Raw genomic sequence first — 18,467 nt, forward strand, 5'->3', positions numbered from 1 at the left:
CCTGGCGTCCTAGCCGCCCAGGTTGAGCGCCCTGGGCAGCCGGATCTGGATGAATTCGCTGTCATCCGGCATCTTGCTGCCGACATGCCGCCCCACACTGAACGGGAAGTTGTTGTCGTCGATCACCAGCAGCGTGGTCGCGTCCAGCACCAGCACGTCTTCGATCGTATTGAACGGCATGCCGAACGGATCGCCCAGCGCCACGTCGCCCGGGGCACCGCCGGCGCTGATGCCGGACGGGTCGCGCAGCGCCATCAGGTTGGCCAGTTCGGACTTGGCGACATAGTCGCCCGGCTTGCCCAGCGTCACCTGGAACAGCTTCTTGAAGCCGTTCAGGTCGCCCTGCGAGCCGTCGCGCTCGATCACAATGCCCTCGCTGGCGTTGAACAGGATGAAATCGCCGATATTGGTGCCCTTGTCGTCGAGCCGGTACTTGTATTGCACCCCGGTGTACCGGCGCGTGGCGATATCGAACTCCGAGATCAGCAGCGTCTTGCCGTCGTGACCGGCCAGCGGCAGTTCCAGCAGCGGATAGAGCTTGTTGCCATCCGGGCTGATCGCCATGCCCTCGAAGCCGCCCGAGCGCCTCGCGCGCATGGGGTTCGACGTCACGGTGGCGCGGTACGGCCAGTACAGGCCCGCCATCCACGGCGTGTTGGCGCCGGCCTCGTCCTGCATGTTGGTGCCGTCGTCGCTGTTGGCCGCGTCGCCATAGATGGGGAAGTCGCCGAACAGGTACACCGTGCGGATCGCCGGGAACTTCTCCTGCACGCGCAGCAGCGTGCGGAAATCGAAGCTCTGGATATCGGCGCGCTGGGCCATGCCGGCGGCACTGATCACGCCCGCCAGCGTGTCGGCCATCGGCTCGGCGCCGACGGTGCGGTCCTTGTAGACGTTGCCCTTGCCATCCTTGTCGCTGCGCGGGTTGAGCTTGGTCTCCAGGTTGAAGCGCACCGCCTGCGCGTTCTTCACGCGCTGCGCCGCCTGCGGATGGCCCTGGCCGGCGCCGGTGCTGTAGTACGCGACATAGGCGCTGACCAGGTCGAACACGTCCTGCGCGCGCGGCACCACGTACGGGCTGGCGTAGCCCTTGCCGGCCGCCACCGCCGCCGACACCGGCGACAGCGCCAGATCGTTGCGCTGGCTGGGGCCGCGGAACAGCTTGTCGCAGATGTAGGTGGACTGGATCTGCGCCGCGGTCAGGTTCTTGATCAGCACTTCGTCGGCGGTGCCGTAGGGCGCGCCGTCGGCGCGGCGGCACTTGACCGATTCGATATAGGGATCGTGCTTGAGCACCGCGACGCCGTCGGCGGTGATGCCGACATCGGTCTCCAGCGTGGTCATCAGGTTGTCCAGCGCGGCCTCCATCGCCGGCAGGGTGTTCTCCGGGCGCAGGTCGCGCGCGCCCCGGTGGCCCTGCGCGTCGAACCTGGCGGCATCGATCAGGCCATCGGCCGTCAGGTAATCGCCGGCCTTGCCGTCACCGTTGGCATCGAAGGCGGCGACGGCCGCGTAGAGCAGGTCGGGACGGTCCGAGATGATGCCGTTGACGCCGGCCTTCAGCAGCTCGGTCATCCTGGCGCTGTCGTTGACGGTCCAGGTCACCACGCTGTAGCCGGCGGCCTTGACCGAGGCCACGTCGAGCGTGTCGGACACTGCCGGCACCAGACCCGGCTGCGGATTGCCGCCGCGCGCGTAGTGCGCGTCGGGGCTCGACTTGACGCCGTTGACGTCGTACTTGAGCTGCACGTAATACGGCGCGAACACCGGCGCGCGGGTGCCGCCATGCGCGAAGGCATGCGCGCGCACCGCGTTCATGATGCGCACCGGCGTGGCCTCTTCGTTGAACGGGTTCTGCGGCGAGCGGATCTCCTTGCCGGCGTTCTCGAAATCCGGCAGCGGGATCGGCGCTTCCAGCAGCACGCCGTTGGCATCGGTATGCAGCAGGAACGGGCCGAACTCATCGCCGAACCACAGCGTGCCGTCGCTGCCGCGCTGCATGCTCTCGATATCGAAGTCGGCACCGGTCAGCACGCGCTCGCTGGTGAACTGGTTCGCGATCGCGAACTTGACATGCTTGTTGGGATCCTTCAGCTCGATAAAGCTGCGCACCGCGACGCTGCCCGCGCCGCCGGCCGCGGTCTTGAACGCGGGCGCCACCGTGTAGACGCGCAGGTTGAAGTCGGCCGAGTTCTCCAGCGAACCGTAGCCGTTGTCGGCCATCACCATAAAGCTGCCGTCCGGGTTGCGCAGCACCGCCGAGAAGCCCTGCACCGGCTGCGACGCGAACGGCGCGGTCTGCCCGTTGAGGTCGCCGGTGACATAGCGCCCCGACTGCGGCCCGCTGGCAAAGGTGGCGGCGGGCAGCACGGCGCGGCCCACCAGCGTGGGGGCGGTGACCGCGGGCGTGCCGTTGCCGTTGCCGCTGTCGTTATCGTCGCCGCCGCATGCCGCCAGCAGCAAAGCCGCCACCGCGGCGCTGGCCAGTGCCGCGCGGGTCCGGCGCGAAGGGAAGACGCTCAGGCGCATTGCAGGTTCCAGGAGTTGGGCAATCCGTCATGGTGGTAGGCCGATATGTCGGCTTGATGTCGCTTGCGTGACAGCATGAGCGACACGCATCAATCGCGCAGCGGCATGCAGCCCTTACTCGCGTTAAGCGCAGTGCAGACCGGAATTCAGCAATGCCTTATTCGCCCGCCGGCAGTTTTGCTGCATGATTTCCGGCCCGGGCCCGGACCCGGCACTCAAGACTGGGACAGATCGATAACACCACGTCGGAAAACAAGGGGTTTATCAACACGAGGACGCATCGACACATGAACACCAAGCTGCCGCTTTTCACCCTCTGCGCCGCCTTGCTCGCACCGGCCGCATGGGCCGGCAACGAAGCGCACTGGAGCTACACCGGCCCCACCGGCACCAGCCACTGGGCCGAGCTGGACCAGGCCTACCAGACCTGCGCGCTGGGCAAGCACCAGTCGCCCATCGACATACGCACCGGCAAGGCGCGCCCCGCCGACCTGAAGCCGATCGGCTTCGGCTACGCCGCGGCGCCCGGCACCGTGGTCAACAACGGCCATACCGTGCAGGTCAACCTGCCGGCGGCGGGGCAGATCGAACTGGACGGCATGCCGTACAAGCTGTTGCAGTTCCACTTCCATACGCCCAGCGAAGAGAAGGTCAACGGCAAGACCTATCCGCTGGTGGCGCACCTGGTGCACCAGAACGCTGAAGGCAAGCTGGCGGTGGTGGCCGTGCTGTTCAAGTCGGGCCGCGAGAACGCCGCGCTCAAGCCGGTCTTCGCCAGCCTGCCGGCCAACGCCGGCGAATCGCGTGACCTGGCTGCGCCGCTGGACGTTGCGGCGCTGCTGCCGGCGCAGCAGGCTTATTGGTCCTTCACCGGTTCGCTGACGACGCCGCCATGCAGCGAGGACGTGCGCTGGCAGGTGCTGAAGACCCCGGTGGAAGTGTCGCCGGCGCAATTGGCGGCGTTCCGGAAGCTCTATCCGATGAACGCGCGGCCGGTGCAGCCGCTGAATGGCAGGACGGTGCGGGCAAGTCGCTGAGATATTTGCAAGGCAGAGAAACTTCCAGCACCGCTTGGGTACTCCCTCTCCCGCTTGCTTGCGGGAGAGGGGAGCAAACCCTCAGCTTGCGAACATCCCGTAGCGACCCTTCATCCCTCAGCCCAACCCCCGCATCGCCAATTCCCCACCCAACACCAGCAACCCGCAAAAAAACAGCTTCCGAAAACGCTCCGCACTGATCCGGTGGCGCAGCCACTGCCCCAGGAACATCCCGCCCAGCGCAGGCACCAGCGCCAGCGCCGACGCCCCAAGCACCGGCATATGCAGCAGCGCCCCGCCCAGCGCCAGGCTGACCGCCAGCGCGATGGTCGACACCGTGAACGACAGGCCCAGCGCCTGCACCAGGCTCTCCTTGTCCAGCCCCAGCCCCTGCAGGTAGGGCACGGCCGGAATCACGAACACGCCCGTGACCGCGGTGATGCCGCCGGTGACCAGCCCGACCAGCGGCCCGAGCCAGCGTTCCGCGCCGGCGGGCACCGTCAGCTTTACCGCCGCCAGGCCTACCACCGCGTACAGCACCAGCGCCACGCCCAGCGCAGAGGTCGCGTGCGTCATCATGCCGGCCGGCACCAGGGCCGCGCACAGCCAGGTGCCGGCGCAGATCGCCGCCAGCATCGGCCACAGGCGTTGCACCAGCAATCCGAAGCGCGGGCCGCTGAACAGCTGCACCACGTTGGTCACCATCGACGGCGCCACCAGCAGCGCCGCGGCCTGCGCGGGCGGCATCACCAGTCCCAGCATGCCCACCGCGACCGTGGGCAAGCCCAGGCCAACGACGCCCTTGACGAACCCCGCCAGCAGGAAGGTCAGGCCGATAAACACGGCCTGCGTGCCAATCGATTCCATCGTCATCGCGGCGTCCTCAGTCCGCGTCGCGGTCGTGCACCGCGCGGCTGTCCGCCGGAGCCTGCTCGCGCGCATCGAGCCCGTAGTCCCGCAGCACGTGCGCCACACGCGGCCGGTAGCCGGCAAACACGCCGCCGCGCCCGGCGGCCTGCGCCTGGCGATGCGCCAGCGTATTGCGCCAGGCGATCACCGCGGCCTCGTCGCGGAAGAACGACAGCGACAGCAGCTTGTTGGGGTTGGTCAGGCTCTGGAAGCGCTCGACCGAGATAAAGCCATCGATGGCCTCGAGTTGCGGACGCAGGTGCGCGGCGATGTCGAGGTAGGTGTCCTGCCGGCCCGGCGCGGGCTCGACTTCGAAGATGACGGCGATCATGGTTGTCTCCGTGAGATCAAAGGAAATGCGGAATGCGCGCGTTCAGCGACGGACGATAGCGGAATGCGCGCGCCAGCGCAGCTGGATCGGCGCCGCGCGCGCACAGCGCCGACACCGTCGCCGCAGCCAGCGCCTGCGCCAGCCGGTCACCGGGGCAAGCATGGCGGCCATGGCCGAAGGTCCATGCGCGCGCGTCGTCGGCAAGGCCGCTGGTCGAAGCCGCGGCCAGCAGCACCAGCACCGTGTCGCCGGCGTTGACCACGTGGCGGCAAAGCTCGGTATCGGCAGCAAGAAACCGGCGCGTGTTCTGCACCGGCGGGTCGTCCTGCGCGACGCGCGCCACCACGCCTTGCAACGGCATGCCGCCGGCCGATGGATTGCGGCCCAGCAACAGCAGAGTATTGCCCGCGAGCCCGGCAGTCGCTTCGCAAGCCTGGACCAGCAGGCCGATGATATTGGCGGCGACCGCCTGCGCCTCGATGCCGGCCGCCTGTGCCGCGCGTTGCAGCGCCGGCAGCGGGCCATCAGTCGCTTCGCTGTTGGCGAGCGACGAGGCCACCCATGTGCCCAGCCACCGCGCTGCCTCGGCGCCGGCGCGCACGGTGTCCGTGTCCGCCAGCGGCGACTGGGCGGCGGCGAAGGCGGCCACCTGCTGCGCAACCTCGACCGCCGTGCCGCGGTCGCTCGCCATCGGAAGACCAAGCACGGCTGCCACGCTGACGGCCGGCAAGGCAAAAAGCCAGCGGTTGACCGACGCGGCCGGCATGGCCGCGTGCGATGTCTCGCCTGCATCCAGTACCTGCGCCATCGCGGCGGCGTGTTGCACCGCGACGTCCGGATCCACCGCCGCCAGCATCGGCATCAGCAGCGCCTTCAGGGGCGCATGCGCGGCGCCATCGTTCATCCGGACCAGCCGGCCGAACAGGTCTCCGGCGGCGGTGCCGGCCAGCGCCGGCGGCACCGGCTGCGCGGGCGGGCGCACGCGGCAGTCGGGATGCGCCAGCACGGCTGCTACTTCGCGCGGCCCGGCGGCCACCCACAGCCCCAGGCGAGGCTCGCGAAAGAAGGGCCGGGTGGCGGCCAGTTCACGGTAGTAGGGATAGGGGTCGGGATGCGTGACGGCGCTGAGCGGGTCGATCCCGGCGAAGGAGGCGGTGATGGTCTCTGGCATGGCGGCGCGAATCGCATGTGGGCTGGCTGCGCCGCAATGTCGGGCGCACATCGGCATCATGCCGCCGCGGCCGGGCCGGAAGCTTCACGGTGTCGTGAAGCGTCGAATGCAGGGCGCTGCGGCCCGGCGATTGGTTGTATGCTTTGATCACGGCGTGCCGGGCGCCTCGCGCGGCAGCGCCATACCAAGTACGGCGGTGACGACATGAAGCGTGTTCACGCACTGGTTGTGGCCGGCCTCATGTTGGCGGCATGCGTTTCCACCGGCGTCGACGTGAAGCCCGAGCACTTGTCGAACTTCCTGCCTGGCTTTTCCACGCTCGACGAGGTCACCACACAGCTCGGCCCGCCCTCGTCGCAAGCGACGCTGCGCGACGGCTCGACCATCCTGGTCTACTCGTTCGCCACCTCACAGCCCCACCCCGAGAGCTTCATCCCCTTCATCGGGCCGTTGTTCGCCGGCGGCGCGATCCGCGCTTCGACGGTGCTGTTCGAGTTCGACCCGAACGGTGTGCTGATGAGCCAGCGCCGCACCACCTCGAGCGGGGTCTCGGGAATGAGCGTGCTGACGCCCGGCGCACTGCCCGGCACGCCGCAATAGCTCCCCAGAACAGGCTGCCGGGCCGCGGTCGTCACGCCTCCATCTGCGCCACCTGCCCATCGGCGCGCGCTGCCGCCGGCGCATCGTTGCGATGCGCGAGCCGGTACAGCACCGGCAGCACCAGCAGCGTCAGCGCCGTCGACGACAAGATGCCGCCGATCACCACCGTCGCCAGCGGCCGCTGCACCTCGGCGCCGGTGCCGGTGGCCAGCGCCATCGGCACGAAGCCGAGCGAGGCCACCAGCGCCGTCATCAGCACCGGGCGCAGGCGCGTCAATGCGCCTTCGCGGATGGCGTGGTCCAGCCCATGCCCGGCTTCGCGCAGCGAGCGGATAAACGACAGCATCACCAGCCCGTTGAGCACCGCGACCCCGCACAGCGCGATAAAGCCCACCGCCGCCGAGATCGACAACGGGATGCCGCGCAGCCACAGCGCCAGGATGCCGCCGGTCAGCGCGAACGGAATGCCGGTGAAGACCAGCAGCCCGTCCTTGACGTTGCCGAACATGGCGAACAGCAGCACGAACACCAGCCCCAACGCCAGCGGCACCACCACGCGCAGCCGCGCGGTGGCGGACTGCAATTGCTCGAAGGTGCCGCCCCAGCTGGTCCAGTAGCCGGCGGGGATCGCCACGCGCGCGCGGATGGCGGCCTCGGCCTCGGGCACGAAGCTGCCGATATCGCGCCCGCGCACATTGGCGCTGACCACGATGCGGCGCTTGCCGTTTTCGCGCGAGACCTGGTTGGGGCCCGGCGCCATCTCCACGCTGGCAACTTCGCTCAGCGGGATGTAGCTGGTGCGCGCACCGGCATCCTTCGGAAGCGCCACCGGCAGCCGCCGCAGCGCGTCGACGTCGGCACGCACGGACTCGGGCAGGCGCACCACGATATCGAAGCGCCGGTCGCCGCTGAAGAAGGTACCGGAGACCTTGCCGCCGATGCCGATCGACACCGCGTCCTGGATATCGCTCAGGTTCAGCCCGTAGCGCGCGGCCTGGTTGCGGTCGATCTGCACCGTCAGCATCGGCAGGCCGGTGGTCTGCTCGACCTTGACCTCGGCCGCGCCGGGAATGCCCTGCAGCACCGCGGCGATGCGGTTGGCGGTCTGCTCCAGCACGGCGTTGTCGTCGCCGAACACCTTGACCGCCACGTCCGAGCGCACGCCCGAAATCAGCTCGTTGAAGCGCAGCTGGATCGGTTGCGAGAACTCGTAGTTGTTGCCCGGCAGCTTGCCCACTTCGGCGCGGATCGCGGCGATCAGCGCATCGCGCGTGCGGCGCGGCTCGGGCCATTGCGATTCGGGCTTGAGCATGATGTAGCCGTCGGAGATATTCGGCGGCATCGGGTCCGAGGCAATCTCCGCGGTGCCGGTGCGGGCAAAGATGCGCTCGATCTCCGGGAATTTGGCCTTCAGCGCGGTTTCCACCTGCTGCTGCATCGCCACCGATTGCGTCAGGCTGGTGCCGGGTATTCGCAGTGCCTGCACCGCGAGGTCGCCCTCGTTGAGGCTGGGCACGAATTCGCTGCCCAGGCGCGTGGCAATCGCCAGGCACAACACCACGGCCACGCCGGCGCCGGCCAGCACCACCGGCGTCGACGCCAGCACGCGCTCGAGCAGCACCGCATAGCGGCGCCGCGCCCACGCCATCAGCCGGTTCTCGCGCTCGGCCACGCGCTCGCCGATAAACAGCGCCACCGCCGCGGGCACGAAGGTTACCGACAGCACCATCGCCCCCAGCAGCGCCAGCACCACGGTAAAGGCCATCGGGTGGAACATCTTGCCCTCGACCCCGGTGAGCGCAAAGATCGGCAGGTACACCACCATGATGATCAGCTGGCCGTACAGCAGCGGCCGGCGCGCCTCGCGCGCGGCGGCAAAGACTTCGTGCAGGCGTTCGTCGCGCGTCAGCGCGCGGCCCCGGCTGGCCTGTGCATGCGCCAGCCGGCGCACGCAGTTCTCGACGATCACCACCGCGCCGTCGACGATGATGCCGAAGTCCAGCGCGCCCAGGCTCATCAGGTTGGCGCTGATGCGGTAGTGAACCATGCCGGTAAAGGTGAACAGCATCGACAGCGGGATCACCAGCGCCGTGATCAGCGCCGCGCGCAGGTTGCCCAAAAACAGGAACAGGATGGCGATCACCAGCACCGCGCCTTCGAGCAGGTTCTTCTTGACCGTGGCGATGGCCTTGTCGACCAGCGTGGTGCGGTCGTACACGGTGACGGCCTTCACCCCCGCCGGCAGCGTGCGGTTGATCTCGGCCATCTTGCGGTCGACCGCCTGCGACACCGCGCGGCTGTTCTCGCCGATCAGCATGAACACCGTGCCCAGCACCACCTCGCGGCCGTTCTCGGTGGCCGCGCCGGTGCGCAGCTCGCCGCCGGTCTGCACCGTGGCCACGTCGCGCACGCGGATCGGCTGGCCCTGCGCGCTGCCGACGATCACGTCGCCGATTTCGTCGAGCGAGCGCACCTGGCCCGGCACGCGCACCAGGTACTGCTCGCCGCGGCGCTCGATATAGCCCGCGCCGACGTTGTCGTTGTTCTTCTCCAGCGCGCCGACCACATCGGCCAGCGCCAGCCCGTACGAGGCCATGCGCGCCAGGTCGGGCGCGACCACGTAGGCGCGCGCATGGCCGCCGATGGCGTTGACCTCGGTCACGCCCGGCACGTTGCGCAGCTGCGGCCGGATCACCCAGTCCTGGATCTCGCGCAGGTCGGACAGCGTGTAGGCGGTGCCATCGGGCTTGCGCGCGCCCGGGTCGGCTTCGACCGTCCACAGGTAGATCTCGCCCAGCCCGGTCGAGATCGGTCCCATCGCCGGCGTGATGCCGGGCGGCAGCTGGTCGCGCGCTTCCTGGATGCGCTGGTTGACCAGCTGGCGCGCAAAGTGGATATCGGTGCCATCGCGGAAGATCACCGTCACCTGCGACAGCCCATAGCGCGACAGCGAGCGGGTCTGCTCCAGCCCGGGCAGGCCCGCCATCACGGTCTCGACTGGGTACGTGATGCGCTGCTCGGTCTCCAGCGGCGAATAGCCCGGGGCGGCGGTGTTGATCTGCACCTGCACGTTGGTGATGTCGGGCACCGCGTCGATCGGCAGCCGGGTATAGCTGTACAGGCCGAGCGCGGCCATGCCCAGCACCGCCAGCAGCACCAGCCAGCGCTGCGCAATGGCAAAGCGGATCAGGCGTTCGAACATGCGCGCCTCCCGCTCAGTGCTCATGCCCGGCGCTGGCTTTGCCCAGCTCGGACTTGAGGATAAAGCTGTTGGCCGCGGCGTAGCGCGCGCCGGCCTGCAGGCCCTGGGTCACCTCAACCAGCTTGCCGTCGGTGCGCCCGGTCTTGACCGGCTGCACCGCAAACCCGTCCGGCACCGCGACGAACACCACGCTCTGGCCATCGACCTGCTGCACCGCGTCCGCCGCGACCGTCACCGGCACCTGCACCGGCGCGCCCAGCACGCTGACCGTGACGAACAGCCCGGGGCGCCACGCCGTGCCCGGGTTGGCGAGCGTCACGCGCGCCTTGGCGGTGCGGGTCTGCTCGCCCAGCAAGGCGCCGACATACGACACCTTGCCTTCGGCCTGCGTGGCGGAGGCGCTGGAGCGCACCGTGACCGCCTCGCCCACGCGCACGCGGTCCAGGTCGCGCGCGGACACCACGAACTCCGCCCATACCGAAGTCAGGTCCGAGACCGTGAAGACGCTGGCGTCTTCCTTGACCGCTTCGCCCAGCGACAGGTGCTTCTCGACCACGATGCCGTCGAACGGCGCGCGCAGCGCGAACTGGTTCAGCGCCCCGCCGCGTTCGGCGGCGCCGATCGCGGTGAGCTTCTGGCGCGCGTTCTGCACCGCGATCTGCGCCTCTTCCAGCGCGGTGCGCGCCTGCTGGTAGTCCTGCTCGGCGGAGATCTTCTCCTGCCACAGCGTCTTCTCGCGCGCGTAGGTGGCCTGCGCCAGCGCCTCGCGCTTCTGCGCGGCCAGCAGTTCGCTGCGCTGCTCCGCCACCGTGGTGCTGGCAATCAACGCCAGCACCTCGCCCTTGCGCACCGCCTGGCCCAGGTTGGCCGGCACCGCCTGCGCCACGCCCGCCACGCGCGGCACCACGTGCGCGGTGCGGTCGTCGTTGAAGCGGATTTCGCCGGGGAAATCGACGCTGCTGCGCAGCGCCGCGGGGGCGGCGGTGGCCGTGCCGATGCCGGCCTGCTCGATCTGCGCGGGCGTCAGCGCGATCACGTGCGGCTTGCCTTCGGCTTGCGGCTGCGCCGCCGGCGCGCTCGCGTTGGCATGCGCACCGGCCTTGCCCTCCGCCTTGCCCCCCTCCTTGCCGTGCTCGTGCCCGTGTTCATCGCCATGTTCGGCATGCCCGTGCGCGGCGTCGCCGGTGGCGCTGCCGCCCTTGCCGGTGAACAGGATCGCCGCGCCACCCAGCAGCCCCGCGACCAGGATGGCCACCACCGCGGCCCGTTGTTGCTTGCTCATTGCCATGTCTGCAGCTTCCGTATCAGTGTCCGAGGATGCGGTCGATGCTGGCGGCCGCGTCATAGGTGCGGGCCAGCACGTCCAGGTAGCGGATGCGCGCCTGGAACAGCGTGCGCTGGGCATCCAGCACGTCGAGGAAATTGAACTTGCCGGCCTCGAACCCGCGCGAGGCGGCGGCGTAGGCCTGCTCGGCCGCGGGCAGCACCGAGGCCTGCAGCGTCTGCGCCGCGGCGCGCGACACCGACAGCTGCGTCGAAGCCTGCTGCAGTTCGCCCCGCAGGCGCACGCGCGTGGCGGCGTGCGCGTCCTGCGCGCCGTCGGCACGGCGCAGCGCCGCGTACAGGTTGCCCTGGTTGCGGTCGAACAGCGGCAGCGGAATCGCCACGCCCAGCACCGCCATGTTGCGGTTGGCCTCGTTGTCGCGCTTGGCACCCAGGCTTACGGTCACGTCGGGATACTGGCGGCTGCGCTGCACCGCCACTTCGGCACGGCTGCGCTCCGCCGCCAGGCGGCTGGCTTCGAGCAGCGGCGAGTGTTCCAGCGCCGCCTGCAACGCGGCCGGCCCGGGCCGCGACGGCAACGCATCGAGATCGCCCTGCGCCTGCGCGAAGCGCGGCACGCTGTCGCCCCACAGCGCCGCCAGCGACTGCCGCGCGGACTGCAGCGCGCCGGTGGCCTCGGCCAGCTCCAGCTCGGCATTGGCCTGCTCCACCCTGGCGCGCGTGGCTTCCAGCGGCGCCACCTTGCCGGCGGCCACGCGCCGGCCCGCGACATCGGCAGCCCGGCTGGCGATGCCGACCGAGCCCTCGGCCAGCCGGACGCGCTCCTGCGCCACCAGCACGCCGAAGAAGCGCGCGATCACCGCGGCGCGCAGCTCGGCCCGGGTGCTGCCCAGCTCGGCCTGCGCCAGCTCGCGCCCGCGCTCGGCCAGGCCGATGCGCGCGGCGCGCTTGCCGCCGAGTTCGATCGGCAGGTTGACCTGCCCGGTGGTCGAGCGCGAGGCCTTGCGCGTGTCTTCCATCGACACCGCCAGTTCCGGATTGGGTATCACGCGCGACTGGATCAGGTCACCTTCGGTGGCGTCCAGTTCCTTGCCGGCGGCGGACAGCGTAAAGCTGCCGGCCTCAGCCAGCGCCAGCGCGGCATCTAGGGTCAGGGTCTGGGACGGCGTCTGCGCGACGCCGGAGAAAGGGCTGGATAGCACGGCCGCCAGCCCGAGCGGCAGCAAAAGTCTTCGCATCGAATTGCACCAGAAGAAAACCGGGGAAATTCGGCGAGACGCCCGGCGTCATGCGGTCATGACGCCAGCAAGCGATCGCAAGGGATCGGGATAGCGCGGAAGCGTCGTCTCGCCGGCTAGGCGAGACGCGGCCACTGCGGGCGGTCGGGCGCCCGCGCGCTGTGCGAGGAGAAGCTGGGCTGCGGCACCGGCGGCGCCAGTTCCACCCGGCGCAGCGCAGGCACGTCCTGCGCATCGGCCGGCGCGAACGGCAGCGAGGCGATATGGCAGACGCCGCAATCGGGATCGGCCAGGTTCAGCCTGGCCTTGTCCTGCGCAGGATCGGCTTGCTGCTCCTGCTTGCCGGTGCCGGCCTGGTGCCGGTGCTCGTGGTGGCCGAAATGCGCCTTGGCCGACGCCACGACCTCGTGCCCACAATACGCGGCCGCTCCCGCCCAGGCGAACTGGAGCGGCAGGACGAGTGCGAAGAGGACGAGGAGGAGCCGTTGCATGAATCGTCAGATCGGCGCTGCACGCATGACGACCGGGCGCCGGCAGCGAGCCGCAAGTTTAACCGAGGCGCGGCGGGGATTCGGGCAACGGGGTCATTACATTTGCGTCATGGCATTGGCGCGCGCCACCCTGATCGCTTATTCAGTATTTTTGAATAACTCATCCGGCAAAGCACCCGCTTGGCTTGCGGATGGACTCCTATAGTTCCGTACATGAACGGCACGCACACAAAGCAACGCCTTCTGACAAATTCAACAAGCTAACGGAGAACCACCATGACCAAGACCACCCGCCTCGCTTCCGCCCTGCTGCTGACCGTGGCCGCGCTGGGCGCCGCCCAGGCCTCCACCGCCGCCGAAGCCCTGCCCGGCGACAAGTACGGCTACAGCTTCCGCAGCACCGTGCCGGGCGACAAGTATGGTTATGAATTCCGCAGCCACGACGCCTTCACCGACGGTGCCCGCGCCGGCAAGGCTGATCCGTTCACCGACGGCGCCCGGACCGGCAAGGCCGACCCCTTCACCGACGGCGCCCGCACCGTGGCCGGCCTGGACCGCAGCGGCGTGTCGGCATCGCCTGCCCGCGGCTTCGACACCTTTACCGAAGGCAGCCGCACCGGCAAGTTCGACCCCTACGGCGAAGGCGCCCGCGCCTGAGTGGCCGACGCCCGCGTCAGCGAGCGAACCAGCAAGAAGGCCAGCGCCAGCGCTGGCCTTTTATCATTCCTCGCGCCCCAGCCTGTGCATGGCCTCGCGCAGCGTGCGCATCTGCGCGCTGAAGCGGGTACAGGCATCGCAGATCGCCAGGTGCGAGCGCACGCGCAGCCGCTCCGTCCAGGACAGCGGCAGGTCCAGGCTCTTCATGGTCAGGTGATGGACCTCTTCGCAGTCCGGCAGCAGCCTGCGCGGCGGGCGGGAGGGTGGGGTTTCCGGCATTTTGATCGGTGGCGGTTCGCTGGCGTGGACGCGTTGCGGGCTCAACCCGCCTTGCCGGGCCGGCCGCGCTGGCCGAACCAGTGCAGTTCCAGGCATTCGCGCAGGCGCATGCGGGCCCGGTAAAGCATCGCCCAGGCATTGGTCGCGCTGATCTGCAAATGCTGACAGATTTCTTCGGTGTCCAGCTCCAGCCATTCCCGCATCATGAAGATGCGGCCGGTGCGCGCCGGCAGGCGGTCCACGCATAACTGCAGGATCTCGAAGAACTCGCGGCGCTCGAACGCCCGCTCCGGATCGCCCCAGTCGGAGGGCGGGTCCTGGTAGTGGCCGTTGCGCGTGAACAGGGCGTCGAAGGCGTCGTCGTCGGACTGCGGCTGGCCATCGCCGTCGGCGGCCAGCGCCAGCCTGACCTCGCGCTTGCCGCTGCGCAGCGCGTCGATGATCTTGTGCTTCAGGATGCCGACCAGGTAGGTACGCAGCGCCGACTGGCCGGCAAAGCGCTCCGGATGCTCGAGCGCGGCCAGCAGCGTTTCCGAGACGGCATCCTCGGCCACCGCCTCGTCGCGCAACTGCAGGCGCGCGAAGCGCAACAGGTAGGGGCGTAGCGCCTGCAGTTCGGCGGGGTCGAGGCTCATCGGGTATCAGGGGCGGGTTGCCTGGACGGATGCGCCATCATACCCGGGCCCTCCCCTTCGCCGGTATGCTGCAGTGGTCAGCCGATCCCGCGAAACTGCCCGCACAGGCGGAACACCTCCATCGACAGCGCAATCCCCTTGGCCTTGCCATAGCGCGTTGCCAGCTTCAGCAGTTCCTTGATGTCGCGCCCGCTCGCCGCGGGATAGGCGTTTGTCAGCGCATCGATCAGCGCATCGTCCAGTTCCGCGCCGAACTGCGCCGCCTGCAGCCGCCACAGCCGCACGGCATCCTCGCGGCACGGCGTGGTGTAGTGGATGGTGGCGATGCAGCGCGACAGGATGGCATCGTCGACATCGCCGATGCGGTTGGTGGTCATGAACAGCAGGCCGCTGAAGTACTCCAGCGTGCGCAGGAACTCGGCGACGATGGCGTTGTGCTCGAGGTCGTTGTCGCGGCGGCGGATATAGACGTCGGCCTCGTCCAGCAGCAGGATCGCATTCCAGCGCATGGCGCGCCGCAGGATGGTCATCAGCGTCGCTCCCACCGACGCCGCGGTGGTGCCCAGCTGCCCGGAGTGCACGCGGTACAGCGGCTTGCCGACCACCTCGGCATAGACCTCGGCGGTCAGCGTCTTGCCCAGGCCGGGCGCGCCCTGGCACAGGATGGTGGTGCCGCCGGACTTGCCCGGCACGAAGTCCGGCGCCAGCATGTCCATGTGCGAGGTCAGGATGTCGATCAGGTCGCGGTGGTGCGCGGGCAGCACCAGCTTGTCGCGCAGCGCGGGCTGGTAGCGGTACTCGGCCAGGTGCTGCACGTGGACCCAGATATTGCGGTGCCACTCCAGGTGGAACAGGTGCACGTAGCCATGCAGCGGCACGCGCTCGAAGCCTTCCATGATGCCCGCCTCCCGCCAGAACGACGGGTCGGAGGTCATCTCGAAACGGCGTTCCAGCCGCTCCTCGTCGTTCACGCAGCGCGCGCCGGCGGCATCGGCAATCGGGATCAGCTCCGCCGCGCCCTTGGCATCGACCGCGAACGCCGCGCGCGTCGCGACGAACTGCGCGCCGAAGCCGCGCTGGCAGCGCACGAAGCGCTGCGCGTGCTGTTCATATTCCTGTCGGAACTCCGCGCACTCCTTGTAGAAGCCGAATTCGGCCAGCAGCTCCGGGATGGTGCGGTTGGCGATATCGTCGCGCGTGATCACCATCGACGTGGTCATGCCCGAGCGGCGCAGGTGGTGGTCGGTCAGCGCCGAGTTGGCCGACTGCATCGTATTGGCGAGCAGGTCCACCACCACGTAGGCCATGCCCTGCTCGGGCAAGACATAACGCATGCGGCGCACCAGCCAGGGCAGCAGCACGCCGTCGCGGTTGCGCTGGTACAGCCAGCCGTCGATGGCATCGCGCGACAGGTAGGCTGCCAGCCCCGCCACCAGCTGGTCCAGGCCAGGAATCACGCGTGCCTGCGGCGCGTTGTAGATGTTGTCCAGGGCCAGCATCTGGAACATCAGCGCGCGCTCGTTCTGGGTCTTGCTGAGCGTATAGAGCGAACTGAGCGCGTGCGCGTCGAACAGCTTGCTCGACACCAGCATATTGCCGTGGCACACGCCATGCTGCTGCAGCTGCCGGGCCAGCGGCGAACCGGTTTTGATCATCGCCAGCAGGGGATGGATCAGCGCCTCCGGAATCTCGAAATCCATGTACCGCACTCCCGTTCAATGGCGTGGCCGCGCCCGGCCAGCGGCCAGGGTTTCACTGCAGGAAGAAATCGATCGCGCGCTCGACCACCGGCGCGTGGATGACATGCGGCCCGTCGAACTCGACGTATTCCACGTCATAGCCCGCGGCGCGCAGCCTGGCCGCATGCGCGCGCCCGCTGGCAACCGGCAATTGCTCATCGGCGAACCCATGCGCGACAAATACCTTCGGAATACCGGTCTGCATGAACACCGACATGAAGCCGCCGGAGAACGCGATCACGTGGCTGGCGATATCGCCGTTGGTAAGGCCAAGCGACAGCGCATAGCTGGCGCCATCCGAGAATCCGGCAAAGGCCAGCCGCCGCGGATCGATCCGGTAGCGCGAGGTCACCGCGGCCAGGGCCTGATGCAGCCGCTGCAGGTCCGGCCCGTTGCCGCCGATGACGATGTCCCAGGTGGGATAGAGCGAATGCGGCGCCAGCACCAGGAAGCGGTGCCGCTGCGCATGGGCTTCAAGATGCGGCAGGACTTTCTCGGGGAAGCCGCCGGCGCCGTGGAACATGACCATCAGGGGCACTGGCGCGTCGGCTTCGATGCCTTCAGGAACGAGCAAAACTGCGTGGCGCCCCTCCGCCAACGTGATGGGATGGCGTCCCGGCGGCAGCGGCGGATGCTCAGCCTCCGCCGGCGTAAAGGACAGCCGGCCGAACAGCGATGGATCGAGCATGGCAATTCCGGTTTGTGATATTTTGTATATTACATACGAAGACGGATTTGCGCCACCGGGACCTGCAGGGAACGTAGCCGCGACGCTTTGCCGCTGCCGGCGTCCCGTTGTTCATCGCGACCGAAGCTGTACCCCTTAAGGCTGGTCAAAAGAAGCCGATAGTTTCGGTAGACTTGCGGCAATTTTTTCGGCCTTTTCCCCTATCCGGCCTGGCTGGGATTGCCAGCATTGGAACCAGGCGCCCGAACCCCGTTTATCCGCGCGCAGATCCAATTACCGAATTTCGCGGGAACTTACCTCAATCTCATTGAGAAGCAGGCACTACCGCATCGAACCTGTTCCAAACAGCGGGAAGCCAATCAGTAGAGAGCAACAAGCATGTCAAAGCAGTGGAAGATGCGGCTGGCCAATTTTTGCATCAGGGCCTATCGCCTTCTTGGTACCGGCACCAAAGCTGCACGGCCGCCCGTCCACGAGCAGCAATTCAGCCGGATCGTTGTGTTCTCGACTACGGCCCTGGGCGACTTCATGTTGAATACCCCTGCCATCCGGGCGTTACGCGCGAGATATCCGGACGCCGGTATTACGCTGGTGGCCAATCCAAGGAATCGGGACCTGGTCAGCGCATGCCGATACGTCAACGATATCGTGTTCTGGGACCATAAGGCCAAGAGCCTCGTAGCCACCATCTGGCGGCTGCGCAAGCGCAAGCCGCAGCTGGCGGTCATCCTGCACTCCAAGGCGCCTTATGATTTGATCGCGGCGGTTTTCGCCGGTTGTTCCTGCCTGTTCAAGAACATCTACGATGGTGAACCGCCCGGCCAGGAACGGTGGCTCGATGCCGCTACCTGGACGCGTGACGAAGGGCACCTGATTCAAAGCAAGCTCGACCTGGTTGGTCATTTGGGCTGCGACACAAGCGACACTGAAATGTTCGCGCCCGTCCGTCCTGCCGTTGCAGTATCGCCAGGACACCGTGTTATCGGTTTCCAGTTAGGCGCATCACAGCCGATCCGGTGTTGGCCGATCGGACATTTCGTCAAGCTGGCCAAAGGGCTGCTGGCGGAAGCGGACGACGCCGTGATCGCGCTGATCGGATCCGACAAGGAAAAAGGCCTGGCGGACGAGGTCATGGCCGGGCTGACGCCGCAGGAAAGGCAACGTGTGGTCAGCTACGTCGGTCGAACCTCGCTGCCCACGCTGCTTTCCGTGATTCAGGGGATGAAGGTGCTTGTCACCGGCGATACAGGCCCGCTCCATTTGGCTATTGCGCTCAAGGTAAGGACCGTCAGCCTCTTCGCCACCGCGAGTCCAACAAAAACCGGGCCCTATCAGGACAAGGCCTTGCACAAGGTATTGCGCGCGGCGATCGACTCCCGGGCGCTTACCGAGGTGGAACGCATGCATCCGATGGCGCTTATTGAGGTCGACGAGGTACTAGGCTGCGTCATCGGCTCGATGAGCGGTGCCGATCCAAAATATCCGAAGCTGGCCCCTCGGGTGGCGCCAAGACCAGAACTGGCGCTCCATTAAGGGCGAACTGATTCCGCGGCATCGAGACCAGACCTTTCCGTCTGGCCTTGTCAATTCCGGACCTCCGGCAGCCGGTCAAACCGGGGCGAGTGTTGCGAGGCCGCATGGGGACTGGTGAGTCGTGCAAATTAACTTTGGACGAAA

At 68.1% G+C, this 18,467-nt stretch carries 17 protein-coding genes; 5 read left to right on the forward strand and 12 right to left on the reverse strand.

Going from position 1 to position 18,467, the window contains the following annotated elements; all coding sequences use genetic code 11:
- Positions 1–9: 9 nt before the first annotated feature.
- Complete coding sequence (locus A2G96_RS30115) at positions 10–2,529, reverse strand: esterase-like activity of phytase family protein (RefSeq protein WP_062803775.1); 2,520 nt, start codon at positions 2,527–2,529, stop codon at positions 10–12.
- 287 nt (positions 2,530–2,816) lie between these two features.
- On the opposite strand from A2G96_RS30115, the gene A2G96_RS30120 reads away from it, so the two are divergent.
- Positions 2,817–3,566 (forward strand): carbonic anhydrase, encoded by a 750-nt coding sequence (locus tag A2G96_RS30120; RefSeq protein ID WP_062803776.1) that lies wholly within the window; start codon positions 2,817–2,819, stop codon positions 3,564–3,566.
- 117 nt (positions 3,567–3,683) lie between these two features.
- Here the strand turns inward: A2G96_RS30120 and A2G96_RS30125 are convergent, their stop codons facing one another.
- From A2G96_RS30125 to A2G96_RS30135, 3 genes are read right to left on the reverse strand one after another with little or no spacing between them, the layout of a single operon-like run.
- The gene (locus tag A2G96_RS30125) at positions 3,684–4,439 is read right to left on the reverse strand and encodes a sulfite exporter TauE/SafE family protein (protein ID WP_062803777.1); all 756 of its coding nucleotides are present in this window, start codon (positions 4,437–4,439) and stop codon (positions 3,684–3,686) included.
- Positions 4,440–4,449: 10 nt separating this feature from the next.
- Positions 4,450–4,806: an antibiotic biosynthesis monooxygenase family protein gene (locus tag A2G96_RS30130; RefSeq protein ID WP_062803778.1), complete on the reverse strand. Its 357-nt coding sequence runs from the start codon at positions 4,804–4,806 to the stop codon at positions 4,450–4,452.
- Positions 4,807–4,822: 16 nt separating this feature from the next.
- A complete protein-coding gene (locus A2G96_RS30135) occupies positions 4,823–5,977 on the reverse strand; it encodes a cytochrome P450 family protein (protein WP_062803779.1) in 1,155 nt (384 codons plus the stop codon).
- Between the two features lie 204 nt (positions 5,978–6,181).
- Here A2G96_RS30135 and A2G96_RS30140 point away from each other — a divergent pair, with 204 nt between their 5' ends.
- Positions 6,182–6,577, forward strand: coding sequence for an META domain-containing protein (locus A2G96_RS30140; protein WP_062803780.1), 396 nt, complete (start codon positions 6,182–6,184; stop codon positions 6,575–6,577).
- Positions 6,578–6,608: 31 nt separating this feature from the next.
- Here the strand turns inward: A2G96_RS30140 and A2G96_RS30145 are convergent, their stop codons facing one another.
- From A2G96_RS30145 to czcI, 4 genes are all read right to left on the reverse strand, one after another.
- On the reverse strand, positions 6,609–9,779 hold the full coding sequence (locus A2G96_RS30145) for a CusA/CzcA family heavy metal efflux RND transporter (protein ID WP_062803781.1): 3,171 nt from the start codon (positions 9,777–9,779) through the stop codon (positions 6,609–6,611).
- Positions 9,780–9,792: 13 nt separating this feature from the next.
- Positions 9,793–11,067 carry an efflux RND transporter periplasmic adaptor subunit gene (locus tag A2G96_RS30150; protein WP_062803782.1) on the reverse strand — a complete coding sequence of 425 codons (1,275 nt, stop codon included), beginning with the start codon at positions 11,065–11,067 and terminating at the stop codon, positions 9,793–9,795.
- Positions 11,068–11,083: 16 nt separating this feature from the next.
- Entirely contained in the window at positions 11,084–12,301 is a 1,218-nt protein-coding gene (locus A2G96_RS30155; RefSeq protein ID WP_062803783.1) for a TolC family protein, read from the reverse strand.
- 116 nt (positions 12,302–12,417) lie between these two features.
- Positions 12,418–12,792 carry a cation efflux protein, CzcI family gene (gene czcI, locus A2G96_RS30160; RefSeq protein WP_062803784.1) on the reverse strand — a complete coding sequence of 125 codons (375 nt, stop codon included), beginning with the start codon at positions 12,790–12,792 and terminating at the stop codon, positions 12,418–12,420.
- Between czcI and A2G96_RS33610 the strand changes: the two genes are divergently transcribed.
- Both A2G96_RS33610 and A2G96_RS30165 read left to right on the forward strand, forming a co-directional pair.
- Entirely contained in the window at positions 12,791–12,997 is a 207-nt protein-coding gene (locus A2G96_RS33610) for a hypothetical protein (protein WP_150124290.1), read from the forward strand. The genes czcI and A2G96_RS33610 overlap by 2 nt on opposite strands.
- 71 nt (positions 12,998–13,068) lie before the next feature.
- Positions 13,069–13,449: a hypothetical protein gene (locus tag A2G96_RS30165; protein WP_062803785.1), complete on the forward strand. Its 381-nt coding sequence runs from the start codon at positions 13,069–13,071 to the stop codon at positions 13,447–13,449.
- A gap of 63 nt (positions 13,450–13,512) precedes the next feature.
- Here the strand turns inward: A2G96_RS30165 and A2G96_RS30170 are convergent, their stop codons facing one another.
- The 4 genes from A2G96_RS30170 to A2G96_RS30185 form a co-directional block, all read right to left on the reverse strand.
- A complete protein-coding gene (locus tag A2G96_RS30170) occupies positions 13,513–13,728 on the reverse strand; it encodes a zf-HC2 domain-containing protein (protein ID WP_062804219.1) in 216 nt (71 codons plus the stop codon).
- A gap of 41 nt (positions 13,729–13,769) precedes the next feature.
- The gene (locus A2G96_RS30175) at positions 13,770–14,363 is read right to left on the reverse strand and encodes a sigma-70 family RNA polymerase sigma factor (RefSeq protein ID WP_062803786.1); all 594 of its coding nucleotides are present in this window, start codon (positions 14,361–14,363) and stop codon (positions 13,770–13,772) included.
- A gap of 77 nt (positions 14,364–14,440) precedes the next feature.
- Entirely contained in the window at positions 14,441–16,063 is a 1,623-nt protein-coding gene (locus A2G96_RS30180; protein ID WP_062803787.1) for an ATP-binding protein, read from the reverse strand.
- A 52-nt stretch (positions 16,064–16,115) separates the two neighbouring features.
- Positions 16,116–16,790 (reverse strand): alpha/beta hydrolase, encoded by a 675-nt coding sequence (locus A2G96_RS30185; protein WP_062803788.1) that lies wholly within the window; start codon positions 16,788–16,790, stop codon positions 16,116–16,118.
- A gap of 378 nt (positions 16,791–17,168) precedes the next feature.
- Here A2G96_RS30185 and A2G96_RS30190 point away from each other — a divergent pair, with 378 nt between their 5' ends.
- Positions 17,169–18,323 carry a glycosyltransferase family 9 protein gene (locus A2G96_RS30190; RefSeq protein ID WP_062803789.1) on the forward strand — a complete coding sequence of 385 codons (1,155 nt, stop codon included), beginning with the start codon at positions 17,169–17,171 and terminating at the stop codon, positions 18,321–18,323.
- The last annotated feature ends 144 nt before the right edge of the window (positions 18,324–18,467 follow it).

Origin of the sequence: Cupriavidus nantongensis (genome assembly GCF_001598055.1) — a bacterium.
GTDB lineage: Bacteria > Pseudomonadota > Gammaproteobacteria > Burkholderiales > Burkholderiaceae > Cupriavidus > Cupriavidus nantongensis.